This window comes from Hymenobacter saemangeumensis (assembly GCF_039541835.1).
In the GTDB taxonomy this organism is placed as follows: Bacteria; Bacteroidota; Bacteroidia; order Cytophagales; family Hymenobacteraceae; genus Hymenobacter; species Hymenobacter saemangeumensis.
On sequence record NZ_BAABGZ010000013.1, the window covers coordinates 558,958 to 577,005 of the forward strand.

The following is an 18,048-nucleotide window of genomic DNA, read 5'->3' on the forward strand; positions in this document are numbered from 1 at the left end:
AGCCCGGCCAGCGGCCGGCCTGCCCATTACTTTTGCGCTGCGCCGGCCTCACCAAGCGGCCGCGCCACTGCGATGCTGTATGCCGACCTGAGCTTAGCCCAAAAACTGGAGCGCACCGAAGCCCGTGGCAACGCGGCTTTTGTAGAAACCCGTGCCCGCCTGCTGCCTGAAAGCGGCGCCTGCTGGCGGGAAGTGGCCGGGGCCTACGCCATGTTCGACGGCCCCGACTCGCCCCTGACCCAGACGTTTGGGCTGGGCGTGTTTGAGGAAGTTACGGCCGGGCACCTGCAGGAGCTGGAGGCCTTTTTTCAGGAGCGGGGCGCCCCGGTGCTGCACGAGGTAAGCCCGCTGGCCGCCCCCTCGCTGCTGCCCCTGCTGACCGCGCGCGGCTACCAGCCCATCGAGTACACCACCCTGCTTTTTCAGTCCATCAGCGCGGCCGAAATGGCCGCCGTGCCCGAAGCTGCTGCCCTGCGCACGCGCATCGCCGGCCCGGAGGAGGCCGAGCTGTGGGCCCGCACCGCCGCGGCCGGCTGGAGCACCGAAGGCCCCGACCTGGCCGAGTTCATCTTCGACTTCGGCCAGATAAGCGCCCGCAGCGCCCTGTCGTTTCTGGCCGAGCACGAAGGCCGGCCCGTGGCCACCGGCGCCCTGATTATGCACGACGGCGTGGCCCTGCTGGCCGGGGCCAGCACCGTGCCCGAAGCCCGCGGGCAGGGCGCCCAGGCGGCCCTGCTGGACGCGCGCCTGCGGCACGCGGCGGCCCGGGGCTGCGGCATCGCCTGCATGGGCGCCCTGCCCGGCTCGCAGTCGCAGCGCAACGCCGAGAAGCAGGGCTTCCGGGTGGCCTACACCCGCACGAAATGGCAGCTGATGCGCTAACCAGGCCTAACCATTCCGAGCAATGACGGACGAGGCCTGGCGGCAAGCCTATACCAAGCTCAATAATTCGTTTAGCCCCCAGCTGGTGTTCCGGCTGGGCGTCGACTCGGGCTTTTTCTCGGAGTACAACAACATGGTGCTGGCCATGCTGTATTGCCTGCAGCAGCGCATCCGGTTCGTGCTTTACTCCGACCGCACGCACTTTGCCCTGCGCGACGGCTGGAACGACTTTTTCGAGGCCTTTCCCGCCGCCACCACCTTCCGGCTGCACCGCGACTACAACCTGCGCCCTTACATCATCGGGCAGAGCACCGAGCCGCGGCTGCAGAAGCTGGTGAAGTACCGCGGCATCGTGGCCGCCTATAAGGCCCTGGCCAGGGTCGACTACCTCACCCAGGACCTGTGGGCCTTTCACCGCGACCCGGCCTTTGCGCAGGCGCGCTTCGACCTGCCCGAGCTGGGCTGGCAGGATACGCCCCTGCTGGCGGCAGCGCAGGACCTTATCCGGGCGTTCTGGCGCTACAATGCGCAGAGTGCGGCATTGGTGGCCGAATTTCGGGAGTCGGTCGCGCTGCCGGCGGCGTACGTGGCCCTGCACGTGCGGGCCGGCGACAAGTTCACGGAGGCGCAGCTGTACGACTTCCGTGAGTACATGGGGCCGGCGGCCGAACTGGCTCCCGGACGGCAGGCCTTCGTGCTCACCGACGACTACACCGTGCTGGAGCAGCTGCGGGCCCAGTACCCCGGCTGGCAGTTTCACACGCTGTGCGAGCCGACGGAGCGCGGCTACTTTCACCGCGACTTCGTGCGGCAGAGCCCGCAGCATAAGTACCGGCAGCACCTGAAGCTATTTGCCGGCATGGATATCTGCGCGGCGGCTACCGCCTTTATTGGCACCTACAGCTCCAACCCCGGCATGTACCTGGGCATGCGCATGGGCGAGGCAAAATGCCACTGCCTCGACTTCGACCAGTGGCTTATCTGGTGAGGGCCGGGCTGGCTATTCTACTATCAGGCCGTACTTGGCCAGCAGGCCGGGCAGGCCGCTGAGGGCAAAGCGGGCCCGCAGCAGCTGGTTGGCCTCAGGGTCGATGGTGAAGGCGCCGGCCGTGCTGAAGTCGGCCCCCGTCAGCTGGGTGTCGTGGAAGGTGGCGTTGGCCAGGCTGCAATGCGCGAACACGGCCTCGCTGAGGTCGGCATTGGTGAAGTCGGCTTCGGGCAGGCTGCAGTGGGCGAAGCGGGTGCCGGGCATCTTCTTGCCCGCGAAGGAGGTGTAGCCCAGGTTGCAGTGGTCGAAATGCACGCCAAACAGCATGTCGCGGCAGGCGCTGAACTGCACGCCCAGCAGCTTGCACTCGGCAAAAGCCACGTTTTGCAAGCCCGCATTGCTCAGCTGGGCCGAGGAAAGGTTGCAGCGCTCAAACAGGCAGTCGGCAAACAGAAAGCGCGACAGGTTGGCGTCGCCGAAGTCACAGCCCACGAAGCGGTACTGCTCAAACTCACTGCCCTCGGCCAGCAGGCGCGCCGTGTCCCAGCCTTCCACTTCCTGGCTGGCCGGAAAGCGCGACGGCTTGGTGAGGGCGGCAAAGGCGGTTTTGCGGCGGGGCTTCATGGGGATGGTTTCTTGTTGCTGGTTGCTGGTTTCTTGTTTTTTTGGTTGTGCTGAATGGTGGCTGTGATGGTCTTCACGTGGGGTGAGTATGCTTAATGAAAAAAGCAGCAGGTCAACGTAGAAAAACAATAATCAAGAACAAGCAACCAGCAACAAGAAACTAGCAACAAGAAACCAGAAGCCAGCAACCCCAAAGCTACAGCTTCACTACCCGCTGGCTCAGCCGATGGCCGGCGCCGCTGAGGCGCAGCAGATACATGCCGGGCGTCAGCGTGGCCGAACGCCGGGTTAGCTCGTGCTGCAGCTCAGCGGCGCTGCCCTGCAGCCGCAGCACCGGCCGGCCCTGGGCTGATAGTATCTCCACGGCTAATGGAGCAGCGGCCGCGATGCCGCTCAGCTGCAGGCCGAAGCCGCCCTCGGCGGGGTTGGGGTACACGGCCAGGCTGGGGCGGCTTGCTGCCGGGCCCGTGCCGGTTACGGTGGTGCGGAAGTTCAGGCCAATGAGCACCGGGTCGTGGTCGGAGGAGCGGAAGGGGCTGTTGACATCGGTGGCCGCGCCGGCTACGCTGTATTCCAGGAAGCTGGGCTCCTGGGCATTGATGTGCCACTTCTCCACCGCCGCGTGGCCCAGCAGGCTGGGCGAGAGCACGGCGTGGTCGAGCGAGCCGCTGCGGCCGTCGTACACGTAGGAGCTGCCCGCCGCGCTGCCCATCACCATCAGCCCGCCGGCCCGCAGGATGTCCATGGGGTCTTCCTCGAAGTAAGCGTTGTAGTCGCCCACGCTCACCACGTGGCGCACCCCGGCTGGCAGCACCATGGTGTTGATAAACTGCAGCAGGCCCGTGGCCTGGGTTTTGCGGCGGTAGTTCGACAGGCCCTGGCCGTCGCCCTGGTCGGCATTGAGGCCGCTGCCGCTGGCCTTGGACTTGAAGTGGTTGACCACCAGGGCAAAGGTGTCCTGGGCGGCGGTGCGGTTCACGGTGAACAGCTGGGCAATGGGGGCCCGCTCAAACGGGCCGGAGCCCAGCATGACGTTGCCCACGGGCGTGAGCGCCGCCGGCTTGTAGACGATGGCGCAGCGGATAAGGTCGCTGGTGTTGGCCTGGCGCGCAGCGCCGTCGTTGATGATGGCATAGGTGCCCGCGCCCAGCACCTGGTTCAGGCCGTTCACCAGGTCCTGAATGGCCGAAGCCGGGCCCACGCCGTCGTTTTCAATCTCAATCAGGCCTACAGCGTCGGGGTTCATCTGGGTGAGGGCCGTGATGATTTTGCTGCGCTGCCGCTCGAAGTCGACCGGCGTGGCGGCCCCGCGCGAGGTGGGGAAGCCGCCCCCGGCCCCGTCGCCGTTGAAGTAGTTAAGCACGTTGAAGCTGGCCAGCTTCACATCGATGGCGCTGAAGGTGGGCACCGCCGGGCGCAGCACCTGAAACGCCGGAGCGTTGGCCCCCGGCAGGGGCTGCAGGCGGTAGCGGCTGAAGCCATAGCCCAGGATGCCGCGCAGGCCCGTGGTGGTGCTGCCCACCCGCAGGGTCTGGGTAGCGGCGTCGAGGTAAGGAACAGGGAAGGGCAGGGGCAGCGAGCTGCCATCGTCGAGCAGAATGGACTTGGCCCCGTTGGCGGTGGCGTAGGCCACCACGGCCGGCACGTTGCTGCTGCCGCTGCTGCCGGTGCCGCTGGCCGGGTCGTCGTTGGGGTCCACTACCTGCGTGGGGTGGTACACCAGTCCATCGGTGGATAAGGTCACTTCGCCGCGGCTGCGCAGGCCGTCCACGTTGGCCACCGTGAGGGGGCTGGCAAACTCCACCAGCATGCCCTCGTAGCGCTCGGCTGCCAGGCCGGTGAGCGTGGGGTTGCTGAGCAGCGCAAAGGGCGGCAGGGCGTTGCCGCTGGAGAGCAGCGTGATGCTGGGGCTGTGGAGCACTGCCTGCCCGTAGGAGGGAGCGGCCCCGTTTTCCTGTACCGTGCCCGAGATGCTGAGCCGGTCGCCCACCGCCACGCCGGGCGTGGACAGCACCACAAACAGGGCATCGGACGTGCTGGGGTCGTTGTCGGAGTCGGCGGCAGTGTTCTGCACGTAGAAGCCCGCCGGGCTCAGGTCGGGGTACACGCCGGTCACCACCGCTTCAATGGTGTAGGGGCCGGCCGTGGCCGTGCCGCCGCTCCCCTGAATAGTGCCAATGGGGGTAACAGCCTGGGCAAAGGCCGGGGAGGCCGCCGAGAAGGCCAGCAGTAAGATGGGAAGAAGTCGAAGCAAGAGCGCGCGTGAAAAAAGTGGGAACAAGGGCGGCAAAGCTACCAGAGCGGCAGTAATCGCCAGCGGCCCCCAAACCCGGCAGCTGGCGCATAAGTGCCGGCCTCACTTTTTTCCAGCCAAAAACATCCCACCGGGCATAGCGGTTGCTAGCGCCAACTGCCCGGCAGGCGGGCGCTGCCACCGTCCGGCCGCACCCACCGGGTCCCATTTATTTTATATTGCGCAGCTGCTGATGGCCGAGTCCCCCCGCACGGTTTACTTCGAAAATGGCGCAGGCCGCATCTGGGAAGTGCCGGCCGGCTACCTGCGGCTGGACTATAACCCCGGCCACCGCGCCGAAGCCGACTTCCGGGCGCTGCTCAACCACCTGCGCCAGGCCATGAGCCGTCGCGGCTGGAACCGGGCCCTGGTCAACCAGCGGCTGATGAGCAGCTTCACGCCCCGCGAAACCGAATGGATGGTAAATGAATGGCTGCCGGCGGCGGTAAACGAGAACGGCTACCGCTACGGTGCCGTGCTGCTGGCCCACGACGTATTTGCCCGGCTGGCCATGAGCAAGGTGGTGCTGGCCACCCGCGACCTAAAGCACCAGTATCACAACTTTGAAGAAGAAGACGAGGCCATCGCCTGGCTGCTGGCGCAGAAGTAATTGAGTGAACAATGAGCAATGAACAGTGAGCAAGCAGAGAGGCCTTGCTTACTGTTCATTGCTCATTGTTCACTGAAAAACATTATTCCTGCCCGGCCAGCAGGTCTTCGAAGGTCTGGCGGCGGCGGATGAGGCGGGCTTGTCCGTCTTCGAGCAGTACTTCGGCCGGGCGCTGCCGGGAGTTGAAGCTGCTGCTCATCTCGAAGCCGTAGGCGCCGGCGTTGTGGAAGGCCAGCAGGTCGCCCTCGCGCACTTCGGGCAGCAGGCGGTCCCAGGCAAAGGTGTCGGTTTCGCAGATGTTGCCCACCACGGTATACAGTCGCTCCGGCCCGTCGGGGTTGCTCAGGTTGCTGATGTGGTGGTAGGCGTCGTAGAACATGGGCCGGATAAGGTGGTTGAAGCCCGAGTTGACGCCGGCAAACACCGTGGCCGTGGTTTGCTTCACCACCGACACCTGCACCAGCAGCCAGCCGCTCTCGCTGACGAGGTACTTGCCGGGCTCAAACCAGCATTCCAGCGGCCGGCCGTACTCCTGCTCAAAGCCCTTGAACGCCGCCGCCACTTGCTCCCCCAGGGAGCTGACGTCGGTTTCGGGGTCGCCGGGCTTGTAGGGCACCTTGAAGCCCGAGCCCAGGTCCAGGAAGTCGAGCTCGGGGAAGCGGCCGGCGGCGTCGAACAGCACTTCGAGGGCGCGCAGGAACACGCCCACGTCCTTGATTTCGGAGCCTGTGTGCATGTGTAGGCCGCGCACCTGCAGGCCGGTGCCCTTCACCACGCGCTCGAGGTGACGCAGCTGGTGAATGCTGATGCCAAACTTGCTGTCGATGTGGCCAGTGGAAATCTTGTAGTTGCCGCCGGCCTCAATGTGGGGGTTGAGGCGAATGCACACCGGGTAGGAGCCCCCAAACCGGGCACCGAAGCGCTCCAGCAGCGAGATGTTGTCGATGTTGAGGTTGACGCCCAGCTCCTTGGCGGCCAGCAGCTCGTCGAATCCCACGCCGTTGGGCGTGAAGATGATGTCGTCGGGTGCAAAGCCCGCGTGCAGGCCCAGGCGCACTTCGTTGATGCTCACGCAGTCGAGGCCCGCGCCCAGCGCGCGCATGTGGCGCAGAACGGACACATTGCTCAGGGCTTTACAGGCGTAGAAAAACCGGGTGGGGTGGCCACCGAAGGCCGCTTTCAGCTTTTTATACTGACCCGTTATTGTCTCGGCATTGTACACATAAAGCGGGGTGCCGAACTGCGCGGCTGCGTCCCGGAGGGCTTGAGCAATAGGTGAATTCATAGCGCAAAAGTAGCCCCGGCCACCGGCCGGAGGGCTATAAACAAAACCGGCGCGGTTTAGTGCCCCCGCTGTTCGGCAAAAAAGGCGAGGGCAGCATCATTGCCAGCCCATGTGCGCACGGGCCGAAACCGCCCTTGCCGTAGCCCCAGCTCTAGTTATACTCTGTCCAGATGGTATAAAAAGTTCAATAGGGAGTACAAACACTAGCCGGCGCGTACAAAAGGAAAATCATGGGGTAAAAAACCGGAGGGTGCAGATGAGTGTTCCGCGGTCTTATTTTGGCTGCAAATCATTACCAGCCGCCGGATTGTTAGCCGCAGGCTCAGTCCATTCTGCTCTTCTCATGTCTTCTGCTCCGCTTCTCGAAGTATGGCTGCGCGGGCCGGTGCCCGCGGTGCCGCCCCTGCTCCAGCCCGTTGCCCACGCCCTGCTGCAAGCCCGCGAAGAGGTGCAGGCCCTGATGGCCGGCTTCCCCGAGGAAAAGCTCAACGAGCAGCCCGCCGGGCTGGCATCCCCGGCTTTTCACCTGCAGCACCTCAGCGGCGTGCTCAACCGGCTGCTGACTTATGCCCGGGCTGAGACGCTCAGCGAAGCGCAGCTCACGCAGTTCAAAGCCGAAAACGAGCCCGTAGCCGGCCCCGACGCGGGGGCGCAGCTGGTGCAGCGCTTCAGCCGGGAGGTAGAAGCCGCGCTGGCGCAGCTGCGCGGCACTTCCGAGGCCACGCTCACCGAAGTGCGGGGCGTGGGTCGCGCCCAGGTGCCGTCCACGCACATTGGCCTGCTCACGCACGCCGCCGAGCACACCATGCGCCACGTAGGCCAGCTGCTGGTAACGGTGCGGGTGCTGCAGGCCGCCCCGTAAAGCCCCGTCGCTACCCGGCCCGGCTACCGCGGCCGGCCCCGCTCGTACTGCACCGGCCAGGGCATTTCCTCGCCCAGCTCCTGGGCCGCCAGCAGTGGGAAGTAGGGCTCGCGCAGAAACTCCCGGGCCAGCAGCACGGCATCGGCCTGGCCGCTGGCCACAATGGCTTCGGCCTGGGCCGGGCTGGTAATCATACCCACGGCGCCGCTGGGCAGGCCGGCTTCGCGGCGGATGCGCTCGGCAAAGGCCACCTGGTAGCCGGGGCCCACCGGAATGGAGGCCTGGGGCACGTTGCCGCCCGTGGAGCAGTCGATAAAGTCGACCCCCAGCTTGCCCAGCTGGGCACAGAGCCGCACAGAGTCGTCGGCGGTCCAGCCGCCTTCGGTCCAGTCGGTAGCGGAGAGGCGCAGCAGCAGGGGCAGCTCGGCCGGCCACACCTCGCGGGTAGCCGCTACCACTTCCCGCAGCAGGCGGGTGCGGTTGTCGAACGAGCCGCCGTAGGCGTCGGTGCGGGTGTTGCTGAGCGGCGACAGAAACTGGTGCAGCAGGTAGCCGTGGGCGGCGTGCAGCTCCACTACCCGAAACCCGGCCTGCCGGGCCCGGCGAGCTGCCGCGCGGAAGTCGTCGACCACCTGCCGGATGCCGTCCAGGGTCAGGGCCTGCGGCTGGGGGTAGGAAGTGTCGAAAGGCTGGGGGCCGGGGCCTACCACCGGCCAGCCGCCTGCGCTGGCGGGTACGGCGCCGCGGCCTTTCCAGGGGCTGTAGGTGCTGGCCTTGCGCCCGGCATGGGCCAGCTGAATGCCGGCCACGCTGCCCTGGGCGTCGATAAAGGCGGTGATGCGCTGCAGAAAGCCTATGTGGGCGTCCTGCCAGATGCCCAGGTCGTCGGGACTGATGCGGCCTTCGGGCGATACGGCCGCCGCTTCGCAGATAATGAGGCCCGCCCCGCCCACGGCGCGGCTGCCCAGGTGCACCAGGTGCCAGTCGTTGGCAAATCCATCGACGCTGCTGTACTGGCACATGGGCGACACGAAGATGCGGTTTTTCAGCGTCAGGCTGCGCAGGGTAAGGGGTTGGAAAAGGGCCGACATAGAAGGGGTAGCAAACGAGTAGAAACGCTAAACTGCGGTATGGTGGTACGAGTTATGGCAGCAGGTGGTACTGCCGGCAGCCGGCGGCAGTTACTTTGCCAGCAGGCTTGGCATGAATCCGTCGCGTTTTCCCGGTTAAAGTTCTCCGTAATCCGTATCCTCACCAAAGTACCGTACCAGCCTTTGCCGTTTATGCGCACCGTTAAGAAGCAGCACCGCGCCATCAGCGCCCCCATTGCCGACCTGATTACCTACCGGGCGCTGCCCACGGCCTCCGTCGAGCACATCGACCCGTTTCTGTTTCTCAACCACCACGGGCCGCAGACGTACCCGCCGAAAAACAATGGACTGCCTTTCGGGCCCCACCCGCACCGGGGCTTCGAAACCGTCACCTTTATTCTGGAGGGCGACATTCTGCACAAAGACAGCAGCGGGCACGAAAGCGTTATCGAGGCCGGCGGCATTCAGTGGATGACGGCCGGCCGGGGCCTGATTCATGCCGAAGTGTCTTCCGACAACTTTAAGCGGCAAGGCGGCCCGCTCGAAATCCTGCAGCTCTGGGTGAACCTGCCCGCCAAGGACAAGCTGACCGAGCCGCGCTACATTGGCCTGCAGCGCGACGACATACCCGTCTGGGCCCAGGAGGGCGTGGTCATCCACGCCGTTTCGGGCCAGTGGGAGGGAGCCGCAGGAGCCATTCAGCCCCTGGCCGACGTACAGCTGGCCTGGCTGGAGTTCCGCACAAACAGCCTTATCACCCTGCCCATCGCAGCCGAGCGAAATATCTTCTTCTACGTGGTGGCCGGCAAGCTCCGCGTGAACGGCACCGAGGCCCAGTCGCGGCAGCTGGTCGAGTTCAATAACGACGGCGACGCGCTGCCGATTGAAGCCCTGGCCGACAGCGTGCTGCTGCTGGGCCACGCCCTGCCCTTCAATGAGCCGGTGGTGTCCTACGGGCCGTTCGTGATGAACAGCGAAGCCGAGATACAGCAGGCGTACCGGGACTACCAGGCCGGCCTGTTCGGGCGCTGGCAGGAGTAGGGTAGTGAGTTAAAAGTGAAAAGTGAAGAGTTAAAAAGACGTTCTGCCTTTTAACTCTTCACTTTTCACTTTTAACTAAAAAATAACCGGGCAGCCTACCACACTTTGGCGCGCTCCGCGTCTTTGCGCACCATTTTCTGCCCGTCCTGGCAGCCAAAGGCTTTGTAGAACTCGGGCATGTTCATCAGCGGGCCGTTGGTGCGGAACTGGGCCGGCGAGTGCGGGTCGGTGAGCACCTGCTGGCGCAGGTACTCGGGGCGGGCGTTGGTGCGCCACACCTGGGCCCAGGCCAGGAAGAAGCGCTGCTCGGGCGTGAAGCCGTCGTAAATGGGGCGGGGGCCGTTGCCGTAGGTATTAGCCAGCTGCTTTTGCAGGGCCGAGAACGCCAGGGCCAGGCCGCCGAAGTCGGCCAGGTTTTCGCCCATGGTGAGCTTGCCGTTCACAAACACCGAGTCCAGGGGCTGGAAGGCCGAGTACTGCGAGCCCACCATGTCGGCCCGCTTCGTGAACTCGGCTGCATCCTGCTGCGACCACCAGTCGCGCAGGTTGCCTTCGGCATCCGACTGCCGCCCCTGGTCGTCGAAGCCGTGGGTGATTTCGTGGCCGATGACGGCGCCCATGCCGCCGTAGTTCACCGCGTCGTCGGCCTTGGGGTCGAAGAACGGCGGCTGCATGATGCCGGCCGGGAACACAATCTCGTTCATGCTCGGGTTGTAGTAGGCGTTCACCGTGGGCGGCGTCATGCCCCACACCGTGCGGTCGATGGGCTTGCCCAGGTGCTGCAGGTTGTCGCGGGTTTCCCACTCGCGGGAGGCCAGCACGTTTTTCAGGTACGACTCCCGCGAAATGCTCAGGGCCGAGTAGTCCTTCCACTTGTCGGGATAGCCGATTTTGACGGTGAAGGCGTCCAGCTTTTTCAGGGCTTCGGCTTTGGTTTCCTTGCTCATCCACTCCAGCCCGCGGATGTGCTCGCCCATGGCTTCCTTGATGTTCTTCACCATCACCAGCGCCTTTTCCTTGGTTTCGGGCGTGAAGGCCTTGTCCACGTACAGCTGGCCGAAGGCCTCGCCCAGGGCGCTGTCGGTCGAGCGCAGCATGCGCTTCCAGCGAGGCTGCTGCTGCTTGGCGCCGCTCAGCACCTGGCTGAAGCGGAACGACTCATCCACGTAGGCCTTGGGCAGGGCCGGCGCCAGCGACGATACTACGTGCCAGCGCAGGTAGGTTTTCCAGTCGGCCAGCGGCTCCTGCTTCAGGGCCGCGCTGGCTTCCTTCAGGAACTCGGGCTGCCGCACAATCACCTGCTTGGCCGTGCTCAGCCCCAGGGCCGTCAGCATGCCGGGCAGGCCCAGGTTGGGGTACTGCTTGTGGGCATCGGCCACGCTCATCTTGTTGTAGTTGGCCAGCGGGTCGCGCAGGGCCACGCGGTCCTTGCTGGCCTTGGCCAGGCGGGTTTCGAGGCGCAGCACGGCGGCGGCATTTTTCGAAGCAGCCGCTTCGCTGTCGCCCAGCATACGGAACATGTTGGTGAGGTAGGACGTGTAGGCCGTGCGGATTTTCTGGCTGCGGGCATCGTCCTTCAGGTAGTAGTCGCGGTCGGGCAGCGTCAGGCCGCCCTGCGACAGGTAGAGCGCGTACTCGTCGCTCTTCTTGCGGTCCTGGGCCACGCCCATGTTGAATACCGAGCGGGTTTGCAGCAGCTGCTGGCGCACCAGCTGGCTTTGCAGGCTCTTGAGGTCTTTCACGGCCGTAATGCGGGCCAGCTCGGGCTGCAGAAACTTCAGCCCCGCCTTTTCGATAGCAGCCGAATCCATGGCCGTGGCGTAGTAGTCGCCCACCTTCTGCAGGTTGCTGCCTTTGGGGGCCGTGGTTTCAGCTGCCGATTCCTCCAGAATGCCGCGCATCACGGCCTCGTTCTGGTTGATGAGCGTGTTCCAGGAGCTCCAGCGCGACTCCGCCGCTGGAATGGGGTTGTTCTTCAGCCAGGTGCCGGAGGCGTACTGGAAAAAGTCGTCGCAGGGCGACACCGACTTGTCGATGTTTTCCGGGTCGAGGCCGATGCCGGGCATGCTGGCGGGGGCGGCAGCCACGGGAGTTGAGGGAGGGGCCGGGGCCGTAGCTGTGGTCGGTGCCGAGCTAGTGGCACAGCCGCTGAACAGCCCTGCGAAGGCGCCGGCAGCGAGCAACAAGTACTTGCGGTTGGTCATAGAAGACGGTAATGGTGGGAAAAAGAGAGTAGCAGGGATTTTAACCCCGTGGATAAGCGAATAAGTTCGGCTGGCCCGAAAGGGTTTACCAGGCGAAGCATATTTTCGACGGGCCTCGTTCCCTGCTTTTTAGCCGCGCGAAGTGCCTTTCAGGTCCCAGTGGCTGGACAGCACCCCGCCATCAGGGGCGCGCTTGATGGTGCGCACGTAGCGCTGCCCGGCAATGTGGCCGTTGGGCTTGCGCTGGCCGATAAACAGGGTAACCGGCTCGCCGGCCTCGTTGGTCACGAAGGTAATGTCGTGCCCCCGAAACACGTCGTCGATGCTGGTGGAAGGCTCATAAAGCTTGCGGAGCTTAGCGTCGAGCTGGGCGTGCAGGGGCATGGCAGGTTGGGCAGGTGGAGCCTGGTCACTACGCGCCAGTGGGTCGAAAGGATTAGCCGGCCGGCAGCTCGCGGCCGGCCAGCCGCGCGGCTAGCGCTGATGCCGACAGGCTTTCCAGCGCCAGCAGGGCCTGGTAGGGGTCGCCGGGCAGCTGCAGCAAAGCGGCGAAGGCCGGCTCGGTTTTCAGCCCCTGCCGTTTAAGGCTGACAACCGCTTCCCGCCAGGGCGCGCCGCCCGCTGCCAGGATGGCGTGCTCTACCAGCATGTGCCGGTAGGCATTCTGCTGGAGGGCAGGCAGCGGCTGCCCAAACAGCTCCACCGCCAGGCCGTCGGCCACGAAGCCGGCCACGATGGTGTCGTGCCCGCCAATGTTTTTCTGCCTTAGTTGGAAGCCGGGCTGTTGGCCGTACCGTTCCTGTACCAGCCGCGCAAATTCCGTTTGGACCGGGGGGCCTACCTCGCATATCACGTCGGCGTCGCTGCCGGGCAGGTCTATACCCAGCGGAATGGTGCCGGTTAGCACCGGGCCGTAGGCCTGCAGCGTGGGCCACAGGCTCAGGCGCTGCAACACGGCGTAGGTGTGCTGCTGCCGGGGACTGCCCCGCTGCAGGTAGGTCAGGTCGAGCCAGTCGGGCATGGGATGTAAATCGGTTGGTTCCAAGTGGCTTCGGGGCTCACGATTCGGGTAGGGTGGACTCTGCGAGTCCGCCCGTGTGAACGTTCAGCCGCGCGGACTCGCAGCGTTCGCTGTACTGCGCGACAGGCCGCCTTAGTGCCCGGCCGTCAGCGCCAGCTCGGCATCTTCCGGCAGCGGAGCCAGCGCCGGGGCCACCGGCGGGTGCCGCCGCAGCGAGCGCAACGCCAGCACCACGCTCAGCAGGGTGAGCATGGCACCCAGCATAAACGGAGCCCCTGGAAAGTGCACCGGGGCGCCCGGCTTGGTGAAAAAGGCAAACAGGTTGGTCATCACCAGGGGGCCCACAACCCCAGTTGCGCTGATAAGACTGGTGAGGGCTCCTTGCAGCTCGCCCTGCTCATTGGCCGGCACCTGACCCGAGATGGTACCTTGCAGTGCCGGGCCGGCCAGCCCGCCCAGGCAGTAGAGGGCGGTAAAGGCAAACATCATCCAGCCCTGGGTGGCCAGCGCAAACAGCACAAAACCAGCGGCGTAGCAGAGCATGCCCACCAGAATGGCCCGTCGCACGCCCAGGCGCGGAATGGCCACCCGCACCAGGCCGCCCTGCACCACCACAGTGCACAGGCCCACCATGGCCAGTGACAAGCCCACCAGCTTCTCCGTCCAGCCGAATTTGAGCATGGTGTAGAACGTCCACACCGACTGCGTAGCCGAAGCCGCCAGGTACACCAGCACCAGCGACGCCACCAGCCCCAGGATGGCCGGGTAGCGGCCCAGCTGCAGCAAGGTGCCGATGGGGTTGGCCCGGCGCCACTCAAAGGCCCGGCGCCGCTCCGGCGTCAGCGACTCAGGCAGGATAATCAGGCCGTAGAGGAAGTTGAGCAGGCTCAGGCCGGCGGCTACCATGAATGGAACGCGCGCCCCGTACCCGGCAAAGAAGCCGCCGATGACCGGGCCGATAATGAAGCCCAGCCCGAACGCCGCGCCCACCAGCCCAAAGTTCTGGGCCCGCTTCTCCGGCGTGCTGATGTCGGCGATGTAAGCCGTGGCCGTGGTGAAGCTGGCCCCGGTGATGCCGGCAATAATGCGCCCCACAAACAGCCAGGCGATGCTGGGGGCAAACACCAGGAATACATAGTCGAGGCCCAGGCCCAGCAGCGAGGTCAGCAGCACGGGGCGCCGCCCCAGCCGGTCGCTAAGCGCGCCCACCACGGGCGCAAAGCAGAACTGAGCCGCGGCATAGGCGAAAATCAGCGCCCCGGCGTACTGCGAGGCCCGGCTCAGCCCTTCGCCGGTGAGCTTTTGGATGAGGGTAGGCAGCACCGGTATAATGATGCCCAGGCCAACTGCATCAATCAGAATGGTGACGAAAATGAAGCCCAGGGCCGCGGTACGCTTGTCGGACATAGCTGTTTGGTAAGGAAGCAATAGGAGCGCCAGCGCAGCTGCGTATCGGAGCCCCGCGGGGTTGCATCAGGGTTTGAAGCAGCAAAATAGAGCAGCGGCGCTGCCTGCCCGGCCATCCCCGCTAAGTTGCAGTGCAAAAGCTTGATAGATGGGGGCAAAGCAGAGGGGCGCTATTCCGGGTATGGAGTGCCAGCAACTCAGTTGGCTTAAAGGCAATGCGGATGGGCTAGCGCTGCGCCGTAGCAGCCGGAGCCTCAACCAGCTTCTGCAGGTTGGCAAGGCCTTTCTCGAAGTCGGCGCCCACCAGCTTGTCCAGAAACAGCCCCAGGTAGCGCTCCAGGGGGTTGGCCCCGAGGTCCGTATCCATGGTCCAGGTAAGGCGGGTGCCCTGGCCCGCAGGCCGCAGCAGGTAGCTGCCGGTGGCTGTGCCGTTTTCATCGAAGTCCATGCTGATGTCAATGCGCTCAAAGGGCTGGCTGCGCGTTACCGTCAGCGTGCCGTTGCCCACATTAGAGTTGGCGCTGGTCCAGGAGTACCCCGCGCCTTCCCCGGAAGGCGGTCCGCTGTAGATAACCTGCATCTGCGGGTCGAGCCCGTGCCAGGGCGACCAGCGGGGCCAGCTGCGCACGGTGTTGATTTCCGTGAAAATTGCTGCCGGTGCGGCCTTTATCGTCAGCGAGCGTTCTACGTGTACCTGTCGCGGCAGGAAAAAGCCCGCTATCGTTAATAATGCAATGATTATCAGGAGAGCAAGACCAAGTTTTTTAAGGTTTTTCATGGCGAATAAATTTAGTGTTTTGGTGCCGAAAGGTAGTTCTTTTATCTAATAACTCAATCCAAAAAGCTATTGTATTTAGTAAAATAACTCGTTGCTTTGCTTATCCATTTATCAAGCCCCTCCTCATGTTCCAAGGACTCCGCACCGTTATCTATCCCGCGCCCCGGCTAGCCGAAGTAAAAGCCTGGTACACCCAGGTACTCGGCCAGCCGCCCTACTTCGACGAGCCCTATTATGTAGGCTTCAGCGTGGGCGGCTTCGAACTGGGCCTCGACCCCGACGCTGCCCCCGCCACCAGCCCCGCTGGCCCGCTCACCTACTGGGGCGTGCCCGACGCCCAGGCCGCTTTCGAGCGACTTATCAGCTTAGGCGCGCAAGTCCATCAGGCCGTCCAGGAAGTAGGGGAGGGCATCAGGGTGGCCACCGTGCTGGACCCTTTTGGCAATGTGCTGGGCATTATCGAAAACCCTCACTTTAAATTCCAGCCTGTAAGCTAGGCTACTAGCCCTTGTGCAGCAGTTTTAAGCCACTGGGCTTTGTTTTCCCGAAAAACTTGCCTTACCTTTGTGTCACAAACAGTGCGGGGTGGAGCAGTTGGTAGCTCGTTGGGCTCATAACCCAAAGGTCACAGGTTCGAGTCCTGTCCCCGCTACCTTAGGAAACCGGCTTAGCGGCAACGCTAGGCCGGTTTTTTTACGTCCTGCGCTTCAATTCTCACAAGAATGTCACAACCAACAGGCACGCCGGACTATGAGCCCCGCCTAGCCGACCACGGCGGCGACATGTCGAAACGGTGGTTTATTGATTACCGCATTTGGGACAGCGACAAGCAAGCATATGTGCGAAAGCAGTATACTGGCATGAACAAGTACACCACGCTGCGGGAACGGCAGCGGGTGGCTAAAAAAAAGCTGGCTGAGATTAAAGCCCTGCTGGCCCAGGGCTACACGGCTGGCGCGGCCCCTACGGTGGCTGCTGGGTTGGACATTCACAAAGGAACGGTGCTGGAAGCCGTGCAGATTGTGATGTTCAACAAAACCAGCTCGGGGCCGGGCCGTTCGGGAGAAGATTACCAGCGACTCGTAAAACGGCTGCAGGAAAACCCCGCCCCGGCGTTGGCGTCGATGCCGTTCCGGCTCGTAAAGCCTACGCACGTCTTAGAGTTTATGACGCTGCTTTCCAATCGCCCCAGCTTCGGGCCCAAGTCGTACAACAGTTACCGCGACACCCTGGCCAGCGTCTATAAGTTCTTTATAAAGCTGGAAGTGATTGACAAAAACCCCGTGCAGGGCGTGGAGCGGCGCCGGGTTACCGATTCGGCCCAGCATCAGCCCTATACCGAGGCCCAGCGGCAGCTCATCCGGGCCGAGTTGGAGCGGCGGGGCGAACACCAGCTGCTGCTATTTATCTGCTTTATCTACTTCTGTTTTATCAGGTCGGGCGGTGAGCTGCGGTTGCTGCGCGTGCGCGACTTGCTTCCCGATACCATTCTAGTGCCTGGGGCTCGGGCGAAAAATGGCAAGGCAGAGCACGTAGCTATTCCAACCAAGCTGGAAAAGGTGATTCAGGCCCACAAGCTGCGTAGCTTTCCACCTGATTTTTATGTGTTCACGAAAATGCAGGAGCCGGGCCCTGTGCCGCTGGGTAAGAACTACTTTGCTCGACGCCACCGCGATATTCTCGAAGCCGTAGGGCTGGCCGAGGAAAATCTAACGGTCTACAGTTACAAGCATACGGGCGCAATTAACCTGTACCTGGCTACCCGCGACATTGAACTAGTGCGCCGGCATTGCCGGCACGCGCACGCGGGCATTACGGCTACTTACCTACGTGGCCTGGGTGCCCTGCACGATGGCGCGGAAGTAGATGCGATGCCGGATTTTTGATTGTGGCCACAACGAAAAAGCCCCGACCTATCAGGCCGGGGTTTTTTTCATTTCTTCTTTATGCAATCAAACCTACCGGCTATGCCAGGGGCGGGGCCTGCAGCAGCGCCCACCCATCTTCAAAATCCTCTTCGCTGAACGTGGCCACCGTGTTGCCGTGCTTCTGCTTTAGCCCGGTTTCTTTTTTGATGATGGCCAGCGCCAGCCGTTTAATTACCTGCTTATCCACTGTTAGTGGGGTGTCGGGATTCATGCCGGCGTACTTCGCTACCGTTTTCACCCAAGCGGCTGTATCGTTCTCGTGGGGCGGGGCATAGACTGGCCCCAGTTTGCGAATGGTGTTGGTGCGCGGCGTGCTAATGCGTACCATCAGCACTTCAATAAGGGCCCGGAAGCCGTGGGCTACCGAGGCAAAAGCAAAAAACTTATTGCCCCTGCCCGTATCGGGCTTGGCCACGATGCCGGGGAAATTTCGACTGCTCTTGGCCAGGTTGCCCGGGTTGTTGCGCCGAAAGCCCACGAAAAACGGAACGCTTAAATGCAGGTAAGATTTTGCTTGGCTCATATGGTTCCAATGGGGAAAATTCCTTCTTCACAGTTGATGGTAAACCAGCCGTACCCTATTTGGGGCAAGTATTCGCTGAGCAGCATGACGCTAATTGGCCGGCCCGTGTAAGCCTCATCAAAAAAGACGGTGCCAATGGTTTGGCCCGCCGTTTCCAGCTCCATGGTTTTTACCTGGTTGGTTAGCCGGTTTGCTGGCAATGGCGCAAACTGCAGGCCCAAGATGCCCTGAAAACCGTAGTCATTATCGACAGTGGCACAGGTAATGCCTGCCCCAGTGCAAGGGAATGCTTGCATGGCTGGCAGGTAATACCCATACGCTGGGGGCGGTGCCGAAAGGCTGCGAACAGAGTTCAGCAGACTGTACCAGTACCGTTCCTCTTCGTTTTCAAAGGGGCCTTCCGGCTCCGGTTCTGCGGGCTGGGGCATCCCGAGCAGAATCCGGTGGTAGCGCTCAGCAAGTAAAATGGCATTGGCCGTTCGGGGCGTAATGTGCATACCTGAAAATGGGC

General features: G+C 63.4%; 18 protein-coding genes and 1 tRNA gene. 8 read left to right on the forward strand and 11 right to left on the reverse strand.

Annotation, left to right across the window (positions count from 1 at the left end):
* Positions 1-72 precede the first annotated feature (72 nt).
* A complete protein-coding gene (locus ABD919_RS06625) occupies positions 73-882 on the forward strand; it encodes a GNAT family N-acetyltransferase (protein WP_345234954.1) in 810 nt (269 codons plus the stop codon).
* A gap of 22 nt (positions 883-904) precedes the next feature.
* Entirely contained in the window at positions 905-1,870 is a 966-nt protein-coding gene (locus tag ABD919_RS06630) for an O-fucosyltransferase family protein (protein ID WP_345234956.1), read from the forward strand.
* A 12-nt stretch (positions 1,871-1,882) separates the two neighbouring features.
* On the opposite strand, the gene ABD919_RS06635 is transcribed toward ABD919_RS06630, so the two are convergent.
* Positions 1,883-2,494, reverse strand: a complete 612-nt coding sequence (locus ABD919_RS06635) for a pentapeptide repeat-containing protein (RefSeq protein WP_345234958.1) — start codon at positions 2,492-2,494, stop codon at positions 1,883-1,885.
* Positions 2,495-2,690: 196 nt separating this feature from the next.
* Complete coding sequence (locus tag ABD919_RS06640; protein ID WP_345234960.1) at positions 2,691-4,748, reverse strand: ExeM/NucH family extracellular endonuclease; 2,058 nt, start codon at positions 4,746-4,748, stop codon at positions 2,691-2,693.
* Between the two features lie 232 nt (positions 4,749-4,980).
* Between ABD919_RS06640 and ABD919_RS06645 the strand changes: the two genes are divergently transcribed.
* A complete protein-coding gene (locus ABD919_RS06645) occupies positions 4,981-5,397 on the forward strand; it encodes a SpoIIAA family protein (RefSeq protein ID WP_345234962.1) in 417 nt (138 codons plus the stop codon).
* 82 nt (positions 5,398-5,479) lie between these two features.
* Here the strand turns inward: ABD919_RS06645 and lysA are convergent, their stop codons facing one another.
* A complete protein-coding gene (gene lysA, locus ABD919_RS06650; protein WP_345234964.1) occupies positions 5,480-6,682 on the reverse strand; it encodes a diaminopimelate decarboxylase in 1,203 nt (400 codons plus the stop codon).
* A 343-nt stretch (positions 6,683-7,025) separates the two neighbouring features.
* On the opposite strand from lysA, the gene ABD919_RS06655 reads away from it, so the two are divergent.
* A complete protein-coding gene (locus ABD919_RS06655; protein WP_345234966.1) occupies positions 7,026-7,544 on the forward strand; it encodes a DinB family protein in 519 nt (172 codons plus the stop codon).
* A gap of 23 nt (positions 7,545-7,567) precedes the next feature.
* Here ABD919_RS06655 and ABD919_RS06660 read toward each other — a convergent pair whose 3' ends face one another.
* Positions 7,568-8,635, reverse strand: a complete 1,068-nt coding sequence (locus ABD919_RS06660; RefSeq protein ID WP_345234968.1) for an NADH:flavin oxidoreductase/NADH oxidase — start codon at positions 8,633-8,635, stop codon at positions 7,568-7,570.
* Between the two features lie 192 nt (positions 8,636-8,827).
* Between ABD919_RS06660 and ABD919_RS06665 the strand changes: the two genes are divergently transcribed.
* Entirely contained in the window at positions 8,828-9,676 is an 849-nt protein-coding gene (locus ABD919_RS06665; protein ID WP_345234970.1) for a pirin family protein, read from the forward strand.
* A 95-nt stretch (positions 9,677-9,771) separates the two neighbouring features.
* Here the strand turns inward: ABD919_RS06665 and ABD919_RS06670 are convergent, their stop codons facing one another.
* The 5 genes from ABD919_RS06670 to ABD919_RS06690 all read right to left on the reverse strand — a co-directional run bounded on the left by ABD919_RS06670 (position 9,772) and on the right by ABD919_RS06690 (position 15,086).
* A complete protein-coding gene (locus tag ABD919_RS06670) occupies positions 9,772-11,880 on the reverse strand; it encodes a M13 family metallopeptidase (protein ID WP_345234972.1) in 2,109 nt (702 codons plus the stop codon).
* A gap of 129 nt (positions 11,881-12,009) precedes the next feature.
* Positions 12,010-12,264 (reverse strand): hypothetical protein, encoded by a 255-nt coding sequence (locus ABD919_RS06675; RefSeq protein ID WP_345234974.1) that lies wholly within the window; start codon positions 12,262-12,264, stop codon positions 12,010-12,012.
* Between the two features lie 52 nt (positions 12,265-12,316).
* Positions 12,317-12,901, reverse strand: coding sequence for a DUF4269 domain-containing protein (locus ABD919_RS06680; RefSeq protein ID WP_345234976.1), 585 nt, complete (start codon positions 12,899-12,901; stop codon positions 12,317-12,319).
* Positions 12,902-13,033: 132 nt separating this feature from the next.
* Positions 13,034-14,308 (reverse strand): TCR/Tet family MFS transporter, encoded by a 1,275-nt coding sequence (locus ABD919_RS06685; protein WP_345234978.1) that lies wholly within the window; start codon positions 14,306-14,308, stop codon positions 13,034-13,036.
* 226 nt (positions 14,309-14,534) lie between these two features.
* On the reverse strand, positions 14,535-15,086 hold the full coding sequence (locus ABD919_RS06690) for an SRPBCC family protein (RefSeq protein ID WP_345234980.1): 552 nt from the start codon (positions 15,084-15,086) through the stop codon (positions 14,535-14,537).
* Between the two features lie 125 nt (positions 15,087-15,211).
* Here ABD919_RS06690 and ABD919_RS06695 point away from each other — a divergent pair, with 125 nt between their 5' ends.
* The 3 genes from ABD919_RS06695 to ABD919_RS06705 all read left to right on the forward strand — a co-directional run bounded on the left by ABD919_RS06695 (position 15,212) and on the right by ABD919_RS06705 (position 16,972).
* On the forward strand, positions 15,212-15,583 hold the full coding sequence (locus tag ABD919_RS06695; protein WP_345234982.1) for a VOC family protein: 372 nt from the start codon (positions 15,212-15,214) through the stop codon (positions 15,581-15,583).
* Between the two features lie 82 nt (positions 15,584-15,665).
* A tRNA-Met gene (locus ABD919_RS06700) sits at positions 15,666-15,738 on the forward strand.
* 70 nt (positions 15,739-15,808) lie between these two features.
* Positions 15,809-16,972 carry a site-specific integrase gene (locus ABD919_RS06705; RefSeq protein ID WP_345234983.1) on the forward strand — a complete coding sequence of 388 codons (1,164 nt, stop codon included), beginning with the start codon at positions 15,809-15,811 and terminating at the stop codon, positions 16,970-16,972.
* A 79-nt stretch (positions 16,973-17,051) separates the two neighbouring features.
* On the opposite strand, the gene ABD919_RS06710 is transcribed toward ABD919_RS06705, so the two are convergent.
* Complete coding sequence (locus ABD919_RS06710) at positions 17,052-17,537, reverse strand: hypothetical protein (RefSeq protein ID WP_345234985.1); 486 nt, start codon at positions 17,535-17,537, stop codon at positions 17,052-17,054.
* Positions 17,534-18,034, reverse strand: a complete 501-nt coding sequence (locus ABD919_RS06715; RefSeq protein WP_345234987.1) for a hypothetical protein — start codon at positions 18,032-18,034, stop codon at positions 17,534-17,536. The genes ABD919_RS06710 and ABD919_RS06715 overlap by 4 nt, the downstream gene beginning before the upstream one ends.
* Positions 18,035-18,048: the final 14 nt, after the last annotated feature.